This is a genomic window from Ancylobacter sp. (assembly GCF_965229075.1).
Lineage (GTDB): Bacteria > Pseudomonadota > Alphaproteobacteria > Rhizobiales > Xanthobacteraceae > Ancylobacter.
Genome location: NZ_CBDDIO010000002.1, coordinates 2,639,763 through 2,657,252 on the forward strand (window position 1 = coordinate 2,639,763; position 17,490 = coordinate 2,657,252).

At 70.0% G+C, this 17,490-nt stretch carries 10 protein-coding genes; 4 read left to right on the top strand and 6 right to left on the bottom strand.

The genetic code is table 11. The features are described from left to right. Positions 1-53 precede the first annotated feature (53 nt). Positions 54-560 carry a DUF1993 domain-containing protein gene (locus ACO07Z_RS18435; protein ID WP_421700034.1) on the top strand — a complete coding sequence of 169 codons (507 nt, stop codon included), beginning with the start codon at positions 54-56 and terminating at the stop codon, positions 558-560. On the opposite strand, the gene ACO07Z_RS18440 is transcribed toward ACO07Z_RS18435, so the two are convergent. Then, positions 557-1,246 carry a hypothetical protein gene (locus ACO07Z_RS18440; RefSeq protein ID WP_421700035.1) on the bottom strand — a complete coding sequence of 230 codons (690 nt, stop codon included), beginning with the start codon at positions 1,244-1,246 and terminating at the stop codon, positions 557-559. The two genes, ACO07Z_RS18435 and ACO07Z_RS18440, sit on opposite strands and share 4 nt — an antisense overlap. 198 nt (positions 1,247-1,444) lie before the next feature. Between ACO07Z_RS18440 and ACO07Z_RS18445 the strand changes: the two genes are divergently transcribed. After that, the gene (locus ACO07Z_RS18445) at positions 1,445-2,713 is read left to right on the top strand and encodes an MgtC/SapB family protein (protein WP_421700036.1); all 1,269 of its coding nucleotides are present in this window, start codon (positions 1,445-1,447) and stop codon (positions 2,711-2,713) included. Between the two features lie 21 nt (positions 2,714-2,734). Here the strand turns inward: ACO07Z_RS18445 and poxB are convergent, their stop codons facing one another. From poxB to ACO07Z_RS18465, 4 genes are read right to left on the bottom strand one after another with little or no spacing between them, the layout of a single operon-like run. Beyond that, positions 2,735-4,468, bottom strand: a complete 1,734-nt coding sequence (poxB, locus tag ACO07Z_RS18450) for a ubiquinone-dependent pyruvate dehydrogenase (protein ID WP_421700037.1) — start codon at positions 4,466-4,468, stop codon at positions 2,735-2,737. Between the two features lie 35 nt (positions 4,469-4,503). After that, positions 4,504-5,559 (bottom strand): cytochrome d ubiquinol oxidase subunit II, encoded by a 1,056-nt coding sequence (cydB, locus tag ACO07Z_RS18455; RefSeq protein ID WP_421700038.1) that lies wholly within the window; start codon positions 5,557-5,559, stop codon positions 4,504-4,506. Positions 5,560-5,562: 3 nt separating this feature from the next. Then, the gene (locus ACO07Z_RS18460; protein ID WP_421700039.1) at positions 5,563-6,990 is read right to left on the bottom strand and encodes a cytochrome ubiquinol oxidase subunit I; all 1,428 of its coding nucleotides are present in this window, start codon (positions 6,988-6,990) and stop codon (positions 5,563-5,565) included. A gap of 4 nt (positions 6,991-6,994) precedes the next feature. Then, entirely contained in the window at positions 6,995-9,295 is a 2,301-nt protein-coding gene (locus ACO07Z_RS18465; RefSeq protein ID WP_421700040.1) for an FdhF/YdeP family oxidoreductase, read from the bottom strand. A 380-nt stretch (positions 9,296-9,675) separates the two neighbouring features. Here ACO07Z_RS18465 and ACO07Z_RS18470 point away from each other — a divergent pair, with 380 nt between their 5' ends. Beyond that, positions 9,676-10,803: an FAD binding domain-containing protein gene (locus tag ACO07Z_RS18470; RefSeq protein WP_421700041.1), complete on the top strand. Its 1,128-nt coding sequence runs from the start codon at positions 9,676-9,678 to the stop codon at positions 10,801-10,803. A 12-nt stretch (positions 10,804-10,815) separates the two neighbouring features. Here the strand turns inward: ACO07Z_RS18470 and ACO07Z_RS18475 are convergent, their stop codons facing one another. Then, positions 10,816-15,963, bottom strand: coding sequence for a trifunctional serine/threonine-protein kinase/ATP-binding protein/sensor histidine kinase (locus tag ACO07Z_RS18475; RefSeq protein ID WP_421700042.1), 5,148 nt, complete (start codon positions 15,961-15,963; stop codon positions 10,816-10,818). A 208-nt stretch (positions 15,964-16,171) separates the two neighbouring features. Between ACO07Z_RS18475 and ACO07Z_RS18480 the strand changes: the two genes are divergently transcribed. After that, positions 16,172-17,059, top strand: coding sequence for a helix-turn-helix domain-containing protein (locus ACO07Z_RS18480; RefSeq protein WP_421700043.1), 888 nt, complete (start codon positions 16,172-16,174; stop codon positions 17,057-17,059). Positions 17,060-17,490: the final 431 nt, after the last annotated feature.

Below are 17,490 nucleotides of genomic sequence, written 5' to 3' on the forward strand. Positions count from 1 at the left end.
AGAAGATGCTCTGGCGCGGGCGGTCCTGTCGCATTCCCCTTCTGGAGACTTCCATGCCGCTTTCCATGTATGACGCCTCCATTCCCGTGTTCCAGCGCGCGCTGGGCAATCTCGACGCGATCTTGCGCAAGGGCGAGGAACACGCCGCCGCCGCCGGGCTCGATCTCGCGGAACTCGCCGCCGCGCGGCTTGCGCCGGACATGTTTCCGCTGACCGGCCAGATCCAGAGCGCGTGCGATTCCGCCAAATTCGCTGCCGCACGGCTGACCGGCACCACTGCGCCGAGCTTCCCCGATACCGAGACGACCTTCGAGGAACTGCACCAGCGCATCGCCGCGACGCTGGACTATCTCGCCAACGTCGATCCGGCCGGCTTCGCGGGCAGCGAGACGCGCGAGATCGTGCAGAAGTCGCGGCGCGGCGAAAGGCACTTCGTCGGGACGAGCTATCTGCTGACCTTCGCGCTGCCGAACTTCTTCTTCCACGTCACCACCGCCTACGACATTCTGCGCCACAAGGGCGTGCCGGTCGGCAAGATGGACTATCTCGGCGCTTTCTAACGCGCCGGTGCGTCAAGTGCGGGCGGCGGGAAGGCCAGCGTCTCGCGCGTGTAGCTCTCCACCAGCGCGCTGAACGGCGTGCCGTCGGGCAGGGTCAGCACGGCGCGGTGTTCCAGCACGAAGGGCGGGATGGCGAGGGTGCCGGCCGCGGGCGGCAGCGGCGCGCCCATCGCCCAGCCCTCGGGCAGTGGCTGCCACAGCAGCCGGGCGCCGAGCGTGGTGCGGCGGAAATCGAGCGGCTTCACCACCCGGCCGAAAGACGTGTCGGTAGTCTCCAGCGTCGCGTTCATCGCCGGCGTCAGAAGCGCCGGCAGATACCAGTTGTCGGCTTCCGACAATACCTTGTCGCCGCAGGTGAGCCGGACCCGGCGGTAATTCACCGGCGCGTCCGCGTCGACCTTGAGCAAGGCGCGAATCTCCGGGCTGGCCGGCTTGTCCTGCCCGCGCATGCGGTCGGCGACGATGGTCGGCTTCTCCGCCAGCCTATGGGCGGCGCACCAGCGGTCCAGCGTCAGCGTGGCGCTGGGATGGGACAGCAGTTCGGCGTTCAGCGTCTGCACCAGCGCCAGCGCCGCCAGCCGGTGAACGGCATCGTCCGGCCAAAGGGGCGGCTCGGCGGCGCGGGCCGGCATGCCGAGGGCGAGGCAAACAAGGCCCACAACCGCGACGCGGCGTCCGGCCTTCATCCATACGTCCCGCATCCGTCCCTCCCGCACCGGCGCCCGTGGCGATCGGGGAGGGAATGGCGTAAACCGCGCCTGCTGTCGAGACGGGCGATCCCCTCCGTAATCCCCCGCTTGTCGGCGCCTGCCGGCCGGGCCGATAGTCCGCCCCTGCGGTCAGTTGGGCCGGAAGGCACGCAGCCCGAGGGATTGAGGCCGGCCATGGACGAGATGGACATCTTCCGGCGTCTGGCGCTGGCGATCGCCATCGGCGCGCTGGTGGGGGTGGAGCGCCATTGGCGCGAGCGCGACGAGGATGAGGGCGCCCGCACCGCCGGCATCCGCACCTTCACGCTCATCGGCATGCTGGGCGGCGTCGCCGGCCTGCTGGAACGGCTGCTCGCGCCCGCCGGGGCGCCGTCGGGGCTGGTGCTGGTCGGCTTCCTCGTCACGCTCACCGCCGTCATCGCCCTGTTCCAGTACCGCGAGGGCGTGGTGGAGAACCGTTTCAGCGCCACCGCCGTGGTCGCGGCGATGCTGACCTTCGCGCTCGGCGCGCTGGCGCTCGTCGGCGACATGACGCTGGCCTCGGCCGGCGGGGTGGTGCTGGCGGTGATCCTCGCCAGCCGCGACATGCTGCACCGGGCGATCAAGCGCCTGCGCTGGGCAGAACTGCGCTCGGCGCTGATCCTGCTGGCGCTCGCCTTCGTGCTGCGGCCCATCGTGCCGGCGGAGCCGATCGGCCCGTTCGGCGGCGTGTCGCCGGCGCGCATCCTCGCCATGGCCATCGTGCTGGCGGCGATTTCCTTCTGCGGCTACATCGCCGTCCGCCTGTTCGGCGCTACGCGCGGGGAACTGCTCGCCGGCAGCATTGGCGGGCTCATCTCCTCCACCGCCACCACTATCACCAATGCCCGCCGCTCGCGCGAGAGCCCCGCCGTCGGGGCGTTGGCCGCCGGGGCGGTGAGCGCGGGCGGGGTCTCGCTTGTGCGCACCGCGCTGCTGGTGTCGGCGCTGCTCCCCGCGCTGGCGGACCGCCTGCTGCTGCCGCTGGCCGTCGGCGCGGCGGTGATGTTCGCCGCCGCCCTGCTGCTGACCCACTGGGGCGGGACGGGCACGCCGCCGGCACAGCGGCCGGAGCCGGGCAACCCGTTCGATCTCCTCGCCGTGTTCAAGATGGCGCTGCTGCTGGTGGCGGTGGCCTTCGCCGCGCGGGTGGCGAGCGAGATATGGGGCACGGGCGGGCTCTATGCCGCCGCCGCGCTCTCGGGCCTCGCCGATGTCGACGCGGTGACGGTGACGGTGGCCGGCATGCTGCCGACGCTCGACGCCAGCGTGGCGGCGCGGGCGCTCGGCCTCGCCGTCGTCGCCAACATGCTGGCGAAGACGGCCTATGCCGGCCTGTTCGGCACGCGGCGCTTCGCCCTCACTTTGGCGGGCGCCAGCCTCCTCGCCCTGATGGCGGCGGGAGGCGCGGCGCTGCTGCGGTGAGGGCGACGCGGGCGGCTTGCGTCAGCGCGGCAGCAGGTTCTGCCTGGCGAGGTCGAGCACCTCGTCGCCGCGCCCGCTCAACACCGCGCGGATCATCCACAGGCCGAAGCCCTTGGCCTGCTCAAGGCCGATGGTCGGCGGCATGGACAGTTCCTGCTTGGCGGTGACCACGTCGAGCAGAGCCGGGCCGTCATGGTCGAACACCTGCCGCACGGCGCCGGGAAGGTCGCCGGGGTCTTCCACCCGCACCCCCATCAGCCCCATGGCACGGGCCATGGCGGCGAAATCGGGGTTCTCAAGGTCGGTGCCGAGCCCGACGAAGCCCGCAGCCTTCATCTCCATCGCCACGAAGCCGAGCACGCCATTGTTGAAGATCACGATCTTCACCGGCAGCTTCTCCTGCACCAGCGTGATGAGATCGCCCATCAGCATGGCGAAGCCGCCATCGCCGGAGAGCGAGACCACCTGCCGGCCGGGCTGCGCCGCCTGGATGCCGATGGCCTGCGGCATGGCGTTGGCCATCGAGCCATGCACCAGCGAGCCGACCAGCCGGCGCTTGCCGTTCATGGCGAGGTAGCGCGCGGCCCAGATGGTCGGCGTGCCGACATCGAAGGTGAAGGCGGCGTCCTCCGCGGCGAGATCGCTCACCACCTTGGCGAGATATTGCGGGTGGATGGGCTTGCGGCCGGGCGTGCCCACGGCGAGAGCGTCGAGCCCCTCGCGCGCCCGCTTGTAGCGGGCCAGTGCGTCGTCGAGATGCGCCCGGTCAGTCTTGGCTCGCAGGAGCGGCAGCACAGCCGTGAGCGTCGCGCGCACATCGCCGACCAGACCGAGATCGAGCGTGCAGCGCCGGCCGAGCTGCGCGGCGCGGATGTCGACCTGCACGGTCTTCACGCCCGTGGGCAGGAACTGCTTGTAGGGGAAATCCGTGCCGAGCAGCACCAGCAGGTCGCAGGCATGCATCGCCTCATAGCCGGAGGCGAAGCCGATGAAGCCGGTCATGCCGACATCATAGGGGTTGTCGTATTCGACATATTCCTTGCCGCCCAGCGCATGCACGATGGGGCTCTTCACCGCCTCGGCCAGCGCCATCAGCTCGGCATGGGCGCCGGCGCAGCCGCGTCCGCAGAACAGCGTCACGCGGCGGGCGCCGTTGAGCAAATCGGCGAAAGCCTCGATCTCGGAGACGGCGGGTGTCACCACGGGCACGGGCGGCAGCAGGCCGGCGGGCGGCGAGATCACCCGCGCCGGCGCCGGGCGCAGCGCCACGTCGCCGGGCACGACGATGACGGCGACGCCGCGCTCGCCCACCGCCGCGCGGATGGCGTTTTCCAGCACAAAGGGCATCTGCGCGGGGTCGGAGACCATCTCGCAATAGACGCTGCATTCGCGGAACAGGTTCTGCGGGTGCGTCTCCTGGAAATAGCCGCCGCCGATTTCCGAGGAGGGGATCTGCGCGGCGATGGCGAGCACCGGCGTGCGGCTGCGCTGGGCATCGTACAGGCCGTTGATCAGGTGCAGATTGCCCGGCCCGCAGGAGCCGGCGCAGACGGCGAGCCTGCCGGTGATCTGCGCCTCGCCCGCCGCGGCGAAGGCGGCCGCCTCCTCGTGGCGGACATGCACCCATGTGATGCGGTCGCTGTCGCGCAGCGCTTCGGTCATTCCGTTCAGACTGTCGCCAACGACGCCATAGATGCGCGCGACGCCGGCCTGTTCCAGCGTGTCGATCATGAGTTCTGCGATGTTTCGTGACATGGTCCGGTCTCGCTTGGGGGGAGGCATGAAGGTCTTCACGAAAGGGTTCCGGGCTGGCGTGTCCCGGCAGGGGCGTCATAGGCGCCGTGCTCCGTCAGGGTCTTGCCGCGGAACACCCAGTAGGCATGCGCCTGATAGGCGAGGACGACCGGCAGGACGATGGCAAGGCCGAAGCTGATGAAGGTCAGGGATTGCGGGTCGGCGAGGCCATCCCAGACGGTGACGGCGCGCGGCACGACATAGGGCCACAGGCTCACCACCAGCCCGATGAGGCCGAGGGCGAACAGCACCAGCGCGAGCGCGAAGGTGCGCATCTCCGCCCCGGTCCAGATGCCGCGCCAGAGCGCGACGATGACCGCCAGCGTCACCAGCGGCACCGGCGCCAGCAGCACGATATTGGGCAGGCTGAACCAGCGCGCCGCCACGTCCGGCACGGTGAGCGCGCTCCAGCCGCTGACCACCAGCATCATCACCGCGACAAGGATGAGTGCGGCATGGGCGATCTCGCGGGCGAAGATCTGGGTGCCGCCTTGCGTCTTCAGGATCAGCCAGCCGGCGCCGATCAGCGCGTAGCCGCCGACAAGGCCGATGCCACAGAGCAGGCCGAGCAGGCTGAGGAAGCTGAACGGCCCGCCGGCGAACATGCCGTCCGCCACCGGCACGCCGTCGATCAGTCCGCCGAGGATCAGCCCCTGGCACAGCGCGGCGAGGATGGAGCCGCCGGCGAAGGCGAGGTCCCAGACGAAGCGGAACCGTGTCGCCTGCAGGCGGAAGCCAAAGGCGACGCCGCGCAGGATCAGCGCGAACAGCATGGTGACGATGGGCAGGTAGAAGGCCGGCAGCAGGATGTAGTAGCCGGCTGGGAAGGCGGCGAGCAGCAGCGTGCCGCCGGCCACCAGCCAGGTTTCGTTGCCGTCCCAGACGGGTTCGATGCTGGCCATCATCACGTCGCGGTCCGCGTCGCGCGGCGCGGCGAGAAACAGGATGCCGACGCCGAGGTCGAGGCCGTCGGCCAGCACATAGACCACGACGCAGAACACGGCGAGCGCGGCGAAGACGAGCGCGACATGCGCGGTGAGAAGGGCGATCATGGGTCAGGCTCCCGCAGCATGGGGCGCGCCCGGCAGGGCCGGCGCATCGGGGGCAGGGGGAAGGGCGGCGCGGCGGCCGCTGTTGGTGCCGTCCAGGCCGGGATGTATCTCGACCGGCACCGGCAGGTCGGTCGGCCCGGCGATGGCGGCGCGGCCGGCGAACCAGAGGAAGGTCAGCATCAGCACATTGTAGAGGAGGAAGAAGCCGACGAGGCTCGCCCCCACCGCGCCGGCGCTCACCGGGGCGACCGCGTCCGCCGTCCGCAGCTGGCCATAGATGACCCAGGGCTGCCGGCCGGCTTCCGTCACCGTCCAGCCGGCGATGACGGCGATGAAGCCGAGCGGCGTGGTCGTCATCGCCAGCCCGAGGAACCAGCGCGTTTCAAACAGCCGGTGGCGCAGGCGCAGCACGAGCCCGGTGATGGCGGTGGCGAGCAGCACCATGCCGATGCCGGCCATGATGCGGAAGGCGAAGAACACGACGGGCACATTGGGCTGGTCGGCCGGCGGCACCGCCTTCAGCCCTTGCACCTCGCCGTCCCAGCTATGGGTGAGGTAGAGGCTGGCGAGATGGGGAATGTCGAGCGCGTAGAGGTTCTTCTGCGCCGCCATGTCCGGCCAGGCGATCAGTGTCATCGCCGGGCCCTTCGTGGTCTCCCACAGCCCTTCCATCGCGGCGAGCTTGGTCGGCTGGTGCTCCAGCGTGTTGCGGCCGTGCAGGTCGCCGAGCGCGATCTGCGTCGGGGCGAGGATCAGCGCCATCCACAGCGCCATGGAGAAGGCGGTGCGCGAGGCTTCGACCTGCCGCCCGCGCCAGAGGTGGAAGGCGGAGACGCCGGCGACGACGAAGGAGACGGTGAGGAAGCTCGCGCACACCATATGCGCCAGCCGGTAGGGGAAGGAGGCGGTGAACACCACGTCCCACCAGTTCACCACATGGAAGATGCCATCGGCACCGGCCACGGCACCGGCCGGCGTCTGCATCCAGCTATTGGCGGCGATGATCCAGGTGGCGCTGAACAGCGCGCCGACCGACACCATCAGGCTGGCGAAGACATGGGCGCCCTTCGACACCCGCCCCTCGCCGAACAGCATGATGCCGATGAAGCCGGCCTCCAGGAAGAACGCGGTCAGCGTCTCATAGAGAAACAGCGGGCCGAGCACATTCGAGGCCGAGCGCGAGAAGCCGGCCCAGTTGGTGCCGATCTCATAGCTGAGCACGATGCCGGTAACGACGCCCATGCCGAAGCCGAGGGCGAAGATGCGCATCCAGAAGCGCATGAGCTGGCGGTACACCGGCTTGCCGGTGCGCCACCACAAGGCGCTGAGGCAGGTGACGAACCAGGCGAGACCGATGGTGAGGGTCGGCCACAGAATGTGGAAGCCGACGGTGAAGGCGAATTGCAGGCGGGCGAAAGCGACGGCGTCCATGGGATCACTGGGCTCCCGGCTGAAGGGTTGATTTGGCGATCCGCACCGGCACGCCCTTGGAAGACGGCGTGAAGCTCTGGGGATCGTGCGCGTAGAGCGGAACCAGGGGGTTGGTCTCGGGGTAGTAGGCGGCGCAGCTGCCGGCCGGGAAATCGTAGGCAATGAGCCGGAAGCCGCGCAGGGTGCGCTCCACCCCGTCCGCGGAGAGGGTCGCGATGTCGACCCGGTCGCCGTCCGCAAGGCCCCGGCGGGCGATCTCGTCGCGGTTGAGGAACAGCACGTCGCGCTGGCCATAGACGCCGCGATAGCGGTCGGAGAGCGAATAGAGCGTGGTGTTGTACTGGTCGTGGCTGCGCATGGTGGACAGCCACAGCGCGTCGGGATCGACCACGGCCGGGTCTTCGCACAGGCCTCCGCAGACGAGGAACTGCGCCTTGCCGCTCGGCGTCGCCCAGATGCGCTCGCGGGCGAGCGAGGTGAGATGGAAGCCGCCCGGCGCCTCGATCCGCGTGTTGTAGCCCTGGAAGATCGGGAAGATCGCCTCGATCTCCGTGCGGATTCGCGCGTAATCGCCGACGAGCCCTTCCCAGTCGATCGCGACCCTGCTGCCCAGCGTCGCCCGCGCCATGCCGGCGACGATGGCGGGCTCGCTCTTGAGATAAGGCGAGGCGGGCGGGTTGTGGCCGGTGGAGGCGTGGACCATGGACATGGAATCCTCCACCGTCACCGACTGCGGGCCGGTGGCCTGCAGGTCCTGCTCGGTGCGGCCGAGGCAGGGCAGGATCAGCGCCTCGCGGCCATGGACGAGATGGCTGCGGTTGAGCTTGGTGGCGATGTGGACGGTGAGGTCGAGCCGCCGCAGCGCCTCCTGCGTGCGCGGGAGATCGGGAATGGCGGCGGCGAAATTGCCGCCGAGGCCGATGAAGACCCGCACCTCGCCGCGCAGCATCGCCTCCAGTGCCGTGACGACGTTGTGGCCATGCGCGCGCGGCGGGGCGAAGCCGTAGCGCGCTTCCAGCCGGTCGAGGAAGTCGGTCGAGGGAACCTCGGTGATGCCGACGGTGCGGTCGCCTTGCACATTGGAATGACCGCGCACCGGGCAGATGCCGCTGCCCTCGCGCCCGACATGCCCGCGCAGCAAAGCGAGATTGGCGATCTGCTGCACATTCTGCGTGCCGTGGCGGTGCTGGGTGATGCCCATGCCATAGACGAGAATGGCGCGCTCGGCCTTGGCATAAGCCGCGCCCGCGCTTTCGATGTCGGCGCGCGACAGGCCGCTTTTGGCGGTGATGGCCTCCCAGGGGGTGGCGTCGAGATCGGCGATCAGCGCCTCGATGCCGGCGCTGTGGCCGCGGATGAAATCCCAGTCCAGCACCGGCGCCCCGCCCGCCGCCTGCGCGGCGCGGTCGGCGGCGAGGAGATATTTCATCATCCCCTTGAGCACCGCGACATCGCCGCCGACCTTGACCTGGAAGATGCGGGAGGAGATCGGCGTCGAGGTCAGCGTCGCCATCTCCACCGGGTTCTGCGGCGCCTGGAAGCGCTCCAGCGCCCGTTCGCGGAACGGGTTGAAGGAGAGGATGGTCGCCCCGCGCCGCGCGGCGTTGCGCAGCTCGGTCATCATGCGCGGGGAATTGGTGCCGGGATTCTGGCCGAAGATCAGGATGGCGTCGGCCTTGTCGAAATCCTCCAGCAGCACCGTGCCCTTGCCGACGCCGATGGAGTGCGGCAGGCCGACGCTGGTGGCCTCGTGGCACATGTTGGAGCAGTCAGGAAAATTGTTGGTGCCGACGGCGCGGGCGAACAGCTGATAGAGAAACGCCGCTTCGTTCGAGGCGCGGCCGGAAGTGTAGAACTCGGCCATGTCCGGGTTAGGCAGGGCGTTGAGATGGCGCCCCACGGTGGCGAAGGCGTCTTCCCAGCTCACCGGCACATAGCGGTCGGTCAGCGCCTCATAGCGCAGGGGATGGGTGAGCCGGCCCTGCATCTCCAGTTCGAAATCGGTGAAGGCTTCCAGTTCGCTCACGGTGAAGCGGGCGAAGAAATCCGGCGTGCAGCGCTTTGCCGTCGCCTCCCACGCCACCGCCTTGCCGCCATTCTCGCAATATTCGAACGGCGAGGGGTTCTTCGGGTCGGCCCAGCCGCAGCCGGGGCAGTCGAAGCCGCCGGGCTGGTTCATGCGCGCGAGCGTCGCCATGCCGGAAACCGCGACATGCTGCTCGACCAGCGCGGCGCCCATCGCCTTGAGGGCGCCCCAGCCCCCGGCGGGTTCATGATAGGGACGAATACTCTTCGCGATGCCCATTTGTGTCTCCGACTGCGACCGACGCCGGCTCCGGCGCCTCGGTCACAATGGCCAACAGGCAGAGACCCCTCCATTCTACATCGGGCTGTCGTCGGGAATGGTTGGTTTGGTCTGGCAATACCTATGTATGATTTACCTGCCGGCCGTTTCTTCTTGGTGGCTGCGGTAGGTATTTCGTTAGCGCCGGCGCTCTTCGGCCCGGCGGCCGCGAGGTCCACCCGTCCCGCCTGCGCGCTTCGCGCCCGCCGTGCCTTCCTGCAAGACGGCCCGCATCGCGGCTTCTATCTCTCAAGGCCGCCGCATGCCGGCACCGGCCCGGCGCTCCGCCCTGATGGCGGCACCCGAGAATGGCAATGGCCGGCACGAAGGGATCTTCCGCCATGAACTCTCGCATCCTCATCATTGGCGGGTCGATGGGCGGCCTGTTCGCCGCCGTCCTCCTCGCCCGCGCCGGCTTCGACGTGCAGGTGCGCGAGCGCTCGCGGCACGGCCTCGAAGGGCGCGGCGCCGGGCTGGTGGCGCAGCGCGAAGTGTTCGACATGCTGCGCGAGATCGGTGTCGAGCACGTCGCCCGTGTCGGCGTCACCGCGCCGGAGCGCATCTATCTCGATAGCGACGACCGCATCATCCACCGCCAGCACAGTCCGCAGACGCAGCTTTCCTGGGATGTGCTGTGGCGCAGTTTTCGCACGCAGGTGCCGGAGCAGAGCTACCGCATCGACGCCCGCGCCGTCGCGGTGAGCCCGGCACCCGCCGGGGCGCGCGTGCGCTATGAGGACGGCACCGAAGAGGAGGCGGACCTCGTCATCGGCGCCGACGGTATCGGCTCGCGGGTCCGTGCCGCCGTCTCCGGCCCGTCGGCGCAGCCGGCCTATGTCGGCTATGCCACCTGGCGCGGGCTGGTGCCGGAAGCGGACATGCCGAAGGTCGCGGCGCGCCAGCCGTTCGAGCGCTTCGCCTTCTGCGACGCGCCGGGCTCGCACATATTGGGCTATCTCGTCCCCGGCGCCGACGGCGCCACCGGGGTCGGACACCGGCGCTACAACTGGGTCTGGTACCGCCGCTACATGCCGGAGGAACTGGGCGACGTGCTGACCGATCGCGACGGCGTGCGACGGCCCTTCTCCCTTGCCCCCGGCCGCGTGCGGCCCGAACGCGTGGCGGCGCTCAAGGCGCAGGCGCAAGAGGTGCTTCCGCCCTCCTTCGCGGCGGCGGTGGCGGCGGAGCCGGAGCCCTTCATCCACGCCATTTTCGATTATGCGCCGGACCATATGGTGAAGGGGCGGGTCGCGCTGATGGGCGATGCCGCCTTCGTCGCCCGGCCGCACACGGCGATGGGCGTCGCCAAGGCGGCGGGGGATGCCTTCGCCCTGCGCGACGCGCTGCGCCAGCATGCCGATCTCGACGCCGCGCTGAGCGACTATGCGCGGGTCCGCGTGCCGGCCGGACAGGCGATCGTCGCCTATGGCCAGCGCCTCGGCCGCAACCTCGCGCTCAACGCCGCCTGAGCCCGCCGCGCCTCAGCCGGCCGCGTCGGTGTGAAGGGGGAGGCGGATGCGGAAGGCGCTGCCTTCTCCCTCCACCGACCGCGCGTCCAGTGTGCCGCCATGCAGCTCGACGATGGAGCGGCAGATGGCGAGCCCCACCCCCATGCCGGTGGCCTTGGTGGTGAAGAAGGGCTGGAAGATCCGCCCCAGCAGGTCCGGCGCCATGCCGCAGCCGCTGTCCTCCACCGTCACCTCGACCCGGTCCCCGGTCGTGGCGGTGGTGATGCTCAACATGCGTTTCTCGCGTGCCGGGTCGCCCATGGCGTGCAGCGCGTTGGTGACGAGGTTGAACAGCACCTGCTGCAACTGCACCCTGTCGGCCAGCACGGCGCGGCTTTCCGGGGCGAGGGCGGTGGCGAGCGTCACCCCGGCGGCGGCAATCTCCGGTGCCAGCAGCGCCAGCACCTCCTCGACCACGCTTTCGATCCGCAGCGGGGCAAGAGAAGAGGGCGCCTGCCTCACCAGCGCGCGCAGGGCCTGGAGGATGTCGGCGGCCCGCCGCCCGGCAGTGCGGATGCCGAGCAGGTTGCTTTTCACCTCCTCCAGATCCGGCTCCGGCCGGTTCATCCAGCGCAGCGCCGCCTCGGCATAGGAGACGATGCTGCCGAGCGGCTGGTTGATCTCATGGGCGATGGCGGAAGCGAAGCTGCCCATCGCGGTCAGTTGGGTGGCGCGCGCCAGTTCGCTGCGGGCCTCGCGCAGGTCGAATTCCGCCCGCGCGCGGCGCAGGTTCTCTTCCATCAGGTCGCCATAGAGCCGGGCGGCATCCAGCGAGATCGCCGCCTGTGGGGCCAGCACGTCCAGCATGGCCATGCGGCGCGGGGTGAACACCTCGGCCGCGAGCGCGTTTTCGAGGTAGAGAATGCCGATGAGTTCGCCGCGCTTGAGCAGCGGGATACAGGCGAGCGAGCGGATGCTGCTCCGGCCCATCGACAGGCCGCGATCGGGGGCTTCCAGCGCCGCATCGGCGAGCGTCACCGGCTTGCCGGTGCGCCACACCGTCTGCAGCACGGAGGAGGGCATGAGCTGTTCCGGCACCGCGTCCGGCCGCAGCTCGATCTCGACCGTCTGCTGACGCACCCGCGCCGTCGCCTCGATGACCGGCGCGCCGCCGCGCAGCAGCAGCAGCAGGCCGAACTGCGCCCCCGCATGCACCACCATGCTCTTCATCAGCGTGCGGACGACCTGTTCCAGCCCGATTTCTTCCGCCAGGGCCTGTGAGGCCGACCTGACCACGGCGAGGTCGAGCTCGTTCTGCATCCGCTCCGGCGCGGCGACGCGCGCGTCGGCATCGTCCATGGGCTCCGGCGCGGCACCGAGCCGCGCGGCCTTGCCATGGGCGCCCCATTGCCGGTAAGCGCGCGCCGCCGCGCGCATGCATCCCTGCGCCGGCGCCACCAGACGCGCGCCCAGATAGAGCTGCGCCGCCAGTTCGTGGGCGAGAGCCTGGTCGTGGATGAAGCCGGCGGCACCTGCGGCACCGGCGGCCTGTTCGAAAAGCGCCGCCGCGCTTTCGAAGCGCCCCTCAAGGCGTGCCGCTTCGGCTTCCAGCAGCAGATGCTTGCCGCCGAAGGTTTCGGGATTGAGCCGCGCCCAGCCGGCAAAGCGCGCGCGGGCCTCGCTCAGGCCGTCGAGGCGTGCGGCGAGCGGCGCCTCGGCCGGCAGGCTACGCAGCCGCGCGAGGGCGAGGAAGAAGCAGGATTGCGCCGTGTCGATATGCGCCGCCGCCGCCCAGGCGAGAGCGTCCGCGCGGGTGAGATGGCGCGCGGCGGCATCGTAATCGCCGCGATAGAAACAGCGCAGCCCGGCATAGTGCTCGGTCCAGAAGCGGGTGGCGACGGAAAAGCTGTGCGAGGCCGGCTCGGCCGGGACGGGCGCGCGGTCCGTCGAGGCGAGATCGTCGACGAAGGCGAGCTGTGCGGCGAGGATCTGCTCGATATCGGCATAGCCCACCTCCGCGGTCTTCGCGAGGCTGTCCACCAGCTCCGCCCGCAGCCGGTCCAGCCGCTCGCCGAGGATGAGCAGGTTGGAGGCGATATGGTTGCGGGCGTAGCAGGTCATGCCGACATCGCCGGCCGCCTGTCCGATCCGGGCGCCTTCGCGGGCATGGTCGAGCGCGGTGCGGATCGGCTGGGTCCAGGCGCTGACCTGATCGAGGGCGATGAGCGTCGCGGTCCGCTGCGCTTCATAGCCGTCGCGGGCGGCGAGGGTGGTCGCCGCCGCTGCGAGTTCGGCGCCGCGCTCATAGGCGGCGTAATGCTGGGCGCTCTGCATGCCGAAAAAGGCGAGGCCATAGGCGGTTTCGGGCGCCAGCCCATGGGCGAGGGAGAGTTCGAGAATACAGATCGTGTGCAGGAAGCGCAGCTCGCCCTCGACGAAGAAGGACGAGACGAGGGTGGACAGCAGTGCCAGCGCCGCGCGCGCCCGCCGGTCGGTCATGTCCGGCAGCGCCAGCAGCGCGTCGAGGCCCATGGCGTCGAGCCGCTCCTGGCAGGCGCGGTAGCGGGCATCGATCTGGTCGAGGGTCGGTGCCGCGTCGAGCGCGATGTCGAGCCTCCTCAGCCCGTCCAGCGCCGCCGCGATCGCCTCGGGATAGGCGCTCTTGACCGTCAAGGCCAGCGCGCGCAGGCGGTGGATGTCGGCGAGGTCGAAGGCGTCGCGCGCCAGCGCCGGCAGGGCGTCCAGCGCGTCGAGCGCTTCCTCGACCTGCGCCAGCGCCAGCAGGCAGTCGCAGCGCAGCCACTCGACCTCGAAGCCGGGTCGTGCGCCGGCGACGGCCGGATCGGCGGCCATGCGCCGGATCAGGTCCACGCAGTGCAGCGCGCGCTCGGCATCGCCCGCGCTCCGGCACAGCCGCGCGGCCACCATGACGATGTCGGTGAAACGGGCGCGGTCCTGCGCGGAAAGGCTGTCGAGTTCGCAGCGCTCGATCTGCGCGGCGATGTCGAGGGCGAGGTTGCGGTCGGCCTCGATGTCGCCGGCGGCCAGGAGCCGCGCATTGTTGAGATGCTCGCGCGCCCGGTGTTCCGGCGTCATCCGCGCATAGGCCGCTTCCAGCACCCGGTCATGGACGATGGCATAATCCGCCCCGACCCGCTGCAACAGCCCGGCGGCCACGAGCGCGCCGGCGGCGCTCGCGGCCTGCTCGACGCTGATGCCTGACAACCGCGCCGCCGCGTCCACCGAGCAGCGCCCGCCGAGACTGGCGCAATGTTGGAGGACGCCCCGCTGGAGCGGTGTCAGCGCATCGATGCGCCGGTTCATCAGGTCGGGAATGTCCTGCGGCTGGCCGAGGCGCTCCGCGTCCCATACCCATTCATAGCGATCCGCGTCGAACCGCAGAATGCCCTCGTCGCGCAGCCTTTGCAGCAGCTGGCCGGCATGGAAGGGATTGCCACCGGCCTCGCGATGAACGATCGCGGCGAGGCCGCGCACCTCCTCCGCCGTGCTCTTGAGCGTGAAGGCGACCAACTCGGCCGTGTCGCGGGCCGCGAGCGGTGGCAGGCGCACGTCCGGGGCCGCACGGCCGGCCACATCGAGCAGCTCGCGCAGGTTCATCCGATGGCGGGTCTCCGTGCGGTAGGAACCGATCACCAGCACATGGGCGGGCGGCGCGTCGCAGAGCTGGCGCAGTACGGCGAGGCTGGCGTGGTCGAACCATTGCAGATCGTCGAAGAACAGCACCACGGGGTTCTCCGGCGCGGCGAGGGCGCCGAAAGTCTCGATGAAGATCCGCGCCAGGCGCGCCTGCGCCAATTGGGCGGGCACCTCGCGCGGGGCGGAGGCGTCCGGCGGCAGGAAGGGCAGGTCCGGCGCCAGTTCGGCAAGGAGCCGACCGCATCCGCTCACTGTGGCGAGGCGCGCCTGTGCGGCTTTGAGCGCGGTGGCATCCCCCGCCATCAGTTGCGCCAATGTCCGCCGCAGTGCCTGCCGCAGCGGGGCGAGCGGGGCGCCCTGCCGCAGCTGCACGCCCTTGGCGGCGGCGCAGACCACGCCCTGGCCCCGCAGTTCCGCCAGAAAGGTCTCGACCAGCGTGGATTTGCCGGCGCCGGGTGGGCCGGAGACCATCAGCACATGCGGCGCCGCGACGGCACGGAAGGCCGCATAGCCTTCGGCCAGAGCCCGGCTCTCCTCCCGCCGCCCAAACAGCCGTAGGGCGACCTGCGCGGCGTCGGCGAACTCCCCGCGCGCGAGCGGGAAAGTTTCCGCCTGTCCCTTGCCGTCGAGAGCGCGTGCCACGCGCCGCAGATCGGCCGCCAGCGCCTCGGCGGTCTGGTAACGCGCGCGGGCGTCCTTGCTCAGCAGTTTGAGCAGGAGGGCGTCGAGCACGGGCGGCACGTCCGGCCGGCTCTGCCGCACCGAGGATGCCTCCATCGCCACGTGAGCATGAAGCCAGCCGGCGATGCCGTCGGCCGCCAGCGGCAGCGCACCGGTCAGCCGCTCATAGAGAATGACGCCGATGGCGTAGAGGTCGGCGCGGGCATCGGCCGGCGCCGGGTCGGTGCGCAGCAATTCGGGCGCGGCATAGGGCAGCTCCTGCCGCAGCACCGCGTAGTCCTGCGCCGGGCCGGAGCCCTCGCAGGCACCGGCCTCGAACTCGGCGAAGCGCACACGCATGTCCGCGTCGAGCAGCAGCCGCGCCGGCACCAGCGCGCCATGAACGACGCCCGCCGCGTGCAGCCGCGCCAGCGCGGTCGCCACCGCCACGGCGAGGGCGAGAAAATCGGCAAGGCTCTCGCCCCGGGCGAGGTCCAGGAGGGTGCGGCGCGCCGGCTGAGGATAGACGAGGGCGAACCTCTCCGGCGCGCCGAGAAAGGCCGGCACCTCGGCGAGGTCCTCGCCCAGCCGCAGGGCGAGAGCGGCCCCAAGCTGCAGCCGGCAGGCCGCCGCGCTGTTCCAGCACGCGCTGCGGATGCGCCAGCTTCCGCCCTCCGCGTCGCGCGCGTGCCAGCTGTCGACCCCCGCCTCGACGGTCCGTGCCGTCACCCTCAGGCGCCCCCACCATTCGTCGCGCTTGACGCCGAGCCGGCCGACGAGCTCATTACTGAGAAGGTAGGCGGTGCCGGGGGCGCTGGCGATGCCGGCGTCCTCAACATGCTGCGCGGGGGTCCTGGAGTTCATCACCATCTCCGTCCGCTCCGCTCCACCCTGCCGGCGCCGTGTCGCAAGGGGGAGCGGACGCTACAGGATTACGGTGCCGCATCCGCGTGGGCGCGTCTTTGCCGGGATCGGCATTGTGTTTGCTTGGATTGACGTGGTTGATCCCGGCGCCGCCCGGCCTCGGGATTGAAAAATGAGAGTGCAGCCCATGCGAACGAGGATGTGACACATGGCGAGCGTGCACGATTTTGGCCGCCGCAAGTTTCCCCGGGCCGAACTTCTGTTCAGTTCCGCGCGGCGCAACTGGTCGGGGATGGCGGCCGAGATCCGCAACCATCCGGCGGGCGAGATCCCGCCGCCGGTGCCGCAGCAGATGGAAATCACCCTGGCCCTGCGTGGCGCGGAGGGCGCGCGCGTGCAGCGCCGGGCGAGCGGAGAACTTCAGGACACGGCGGTGCGGCGGGGCACGGTATGGCTGTGCCCTATCGGGGTCGTCGAAGATTCCATCCGCATCACCGACGACCTGCAGGACGTGCTGCACATCTATATCGGCCGCGAGGTGTTCGCCGACATGTCGCGCGACCTCTCGCGCCCGGTGCTACCGGAAGAGATCGCCTATCGCGCGGATGTCGACGATGATTTCCTCCGGCAGGTCGGCTTCCGCGTTCAGGCCGAGCTGGAACAGGAAAGCTCGGCCGGCCGGCTGCTGGTCGACAGCCTGACCCGCGCCCTCGCGGCGCATCTCGTCTCGCTCTATGCCGGCGAGCGGCGCCCGCCGCCGGGCGACGTGTCGCTCGACCGCAACCGGCTGCGCCGTGTCATCGACTACATCAACGACAACATCGAATCCGAACTGCTGCTGGCCGAGCTTTCGGATATTGCCTGCCTGAGCGTGCATCATTTCGCCCGCGCCTTCCGCTCCGCCATGGGCGTGCCGCCGCACCGCTTCATCAGCACTCTGCGGGTGGAACGGGCGCAGGATTTGCTGCTGCACAGCGATTTGAGCCTGGCGGAAATCGCCCACGCCTGCCGCTTCTCCTCGCAATCGACCTTCACGCGGGCCTTTCGCCGCCATGTCGGCGTCTCCCCCGGCGAGTTCCGGCGCGGAGCGAGGTGAGGCAAGGCAAGGCAAGGCAAGGCAAGGCAAGGCAGGACTCGGTGTTGGATCGTGGCCGTTGAGCCGAGCCGGGAGAAACCCGCCCGCTCCGAACGTCGTCGCCTTCCCGTAGATCGCGCGGAGCAAGCCGCAGCTGCGTGGAGCGGGAACGCGCGCTGGGCCTTGCCGTCCTTGCAGCGTATAGGCGGTTAGGTCGAGACGGGAGAAGCCCATCTCGTCGGCCTTTAACGGTCAGGGCGCATCACCCGTCACCACTCGCCACCAAACAGATATTACAATTCTGTCTGGGGTTATTGACTTGAGAGCGCTTCTAAGATGATCTGATGGTTCTGTGGCGGAGCCGGGGGCGTCAATACATGAGTGACCCTGATTTTCGCGGCGAGATATGCTCGGTCCACGTGGATGAACGTCCACGTGACGCGCATCTAAAT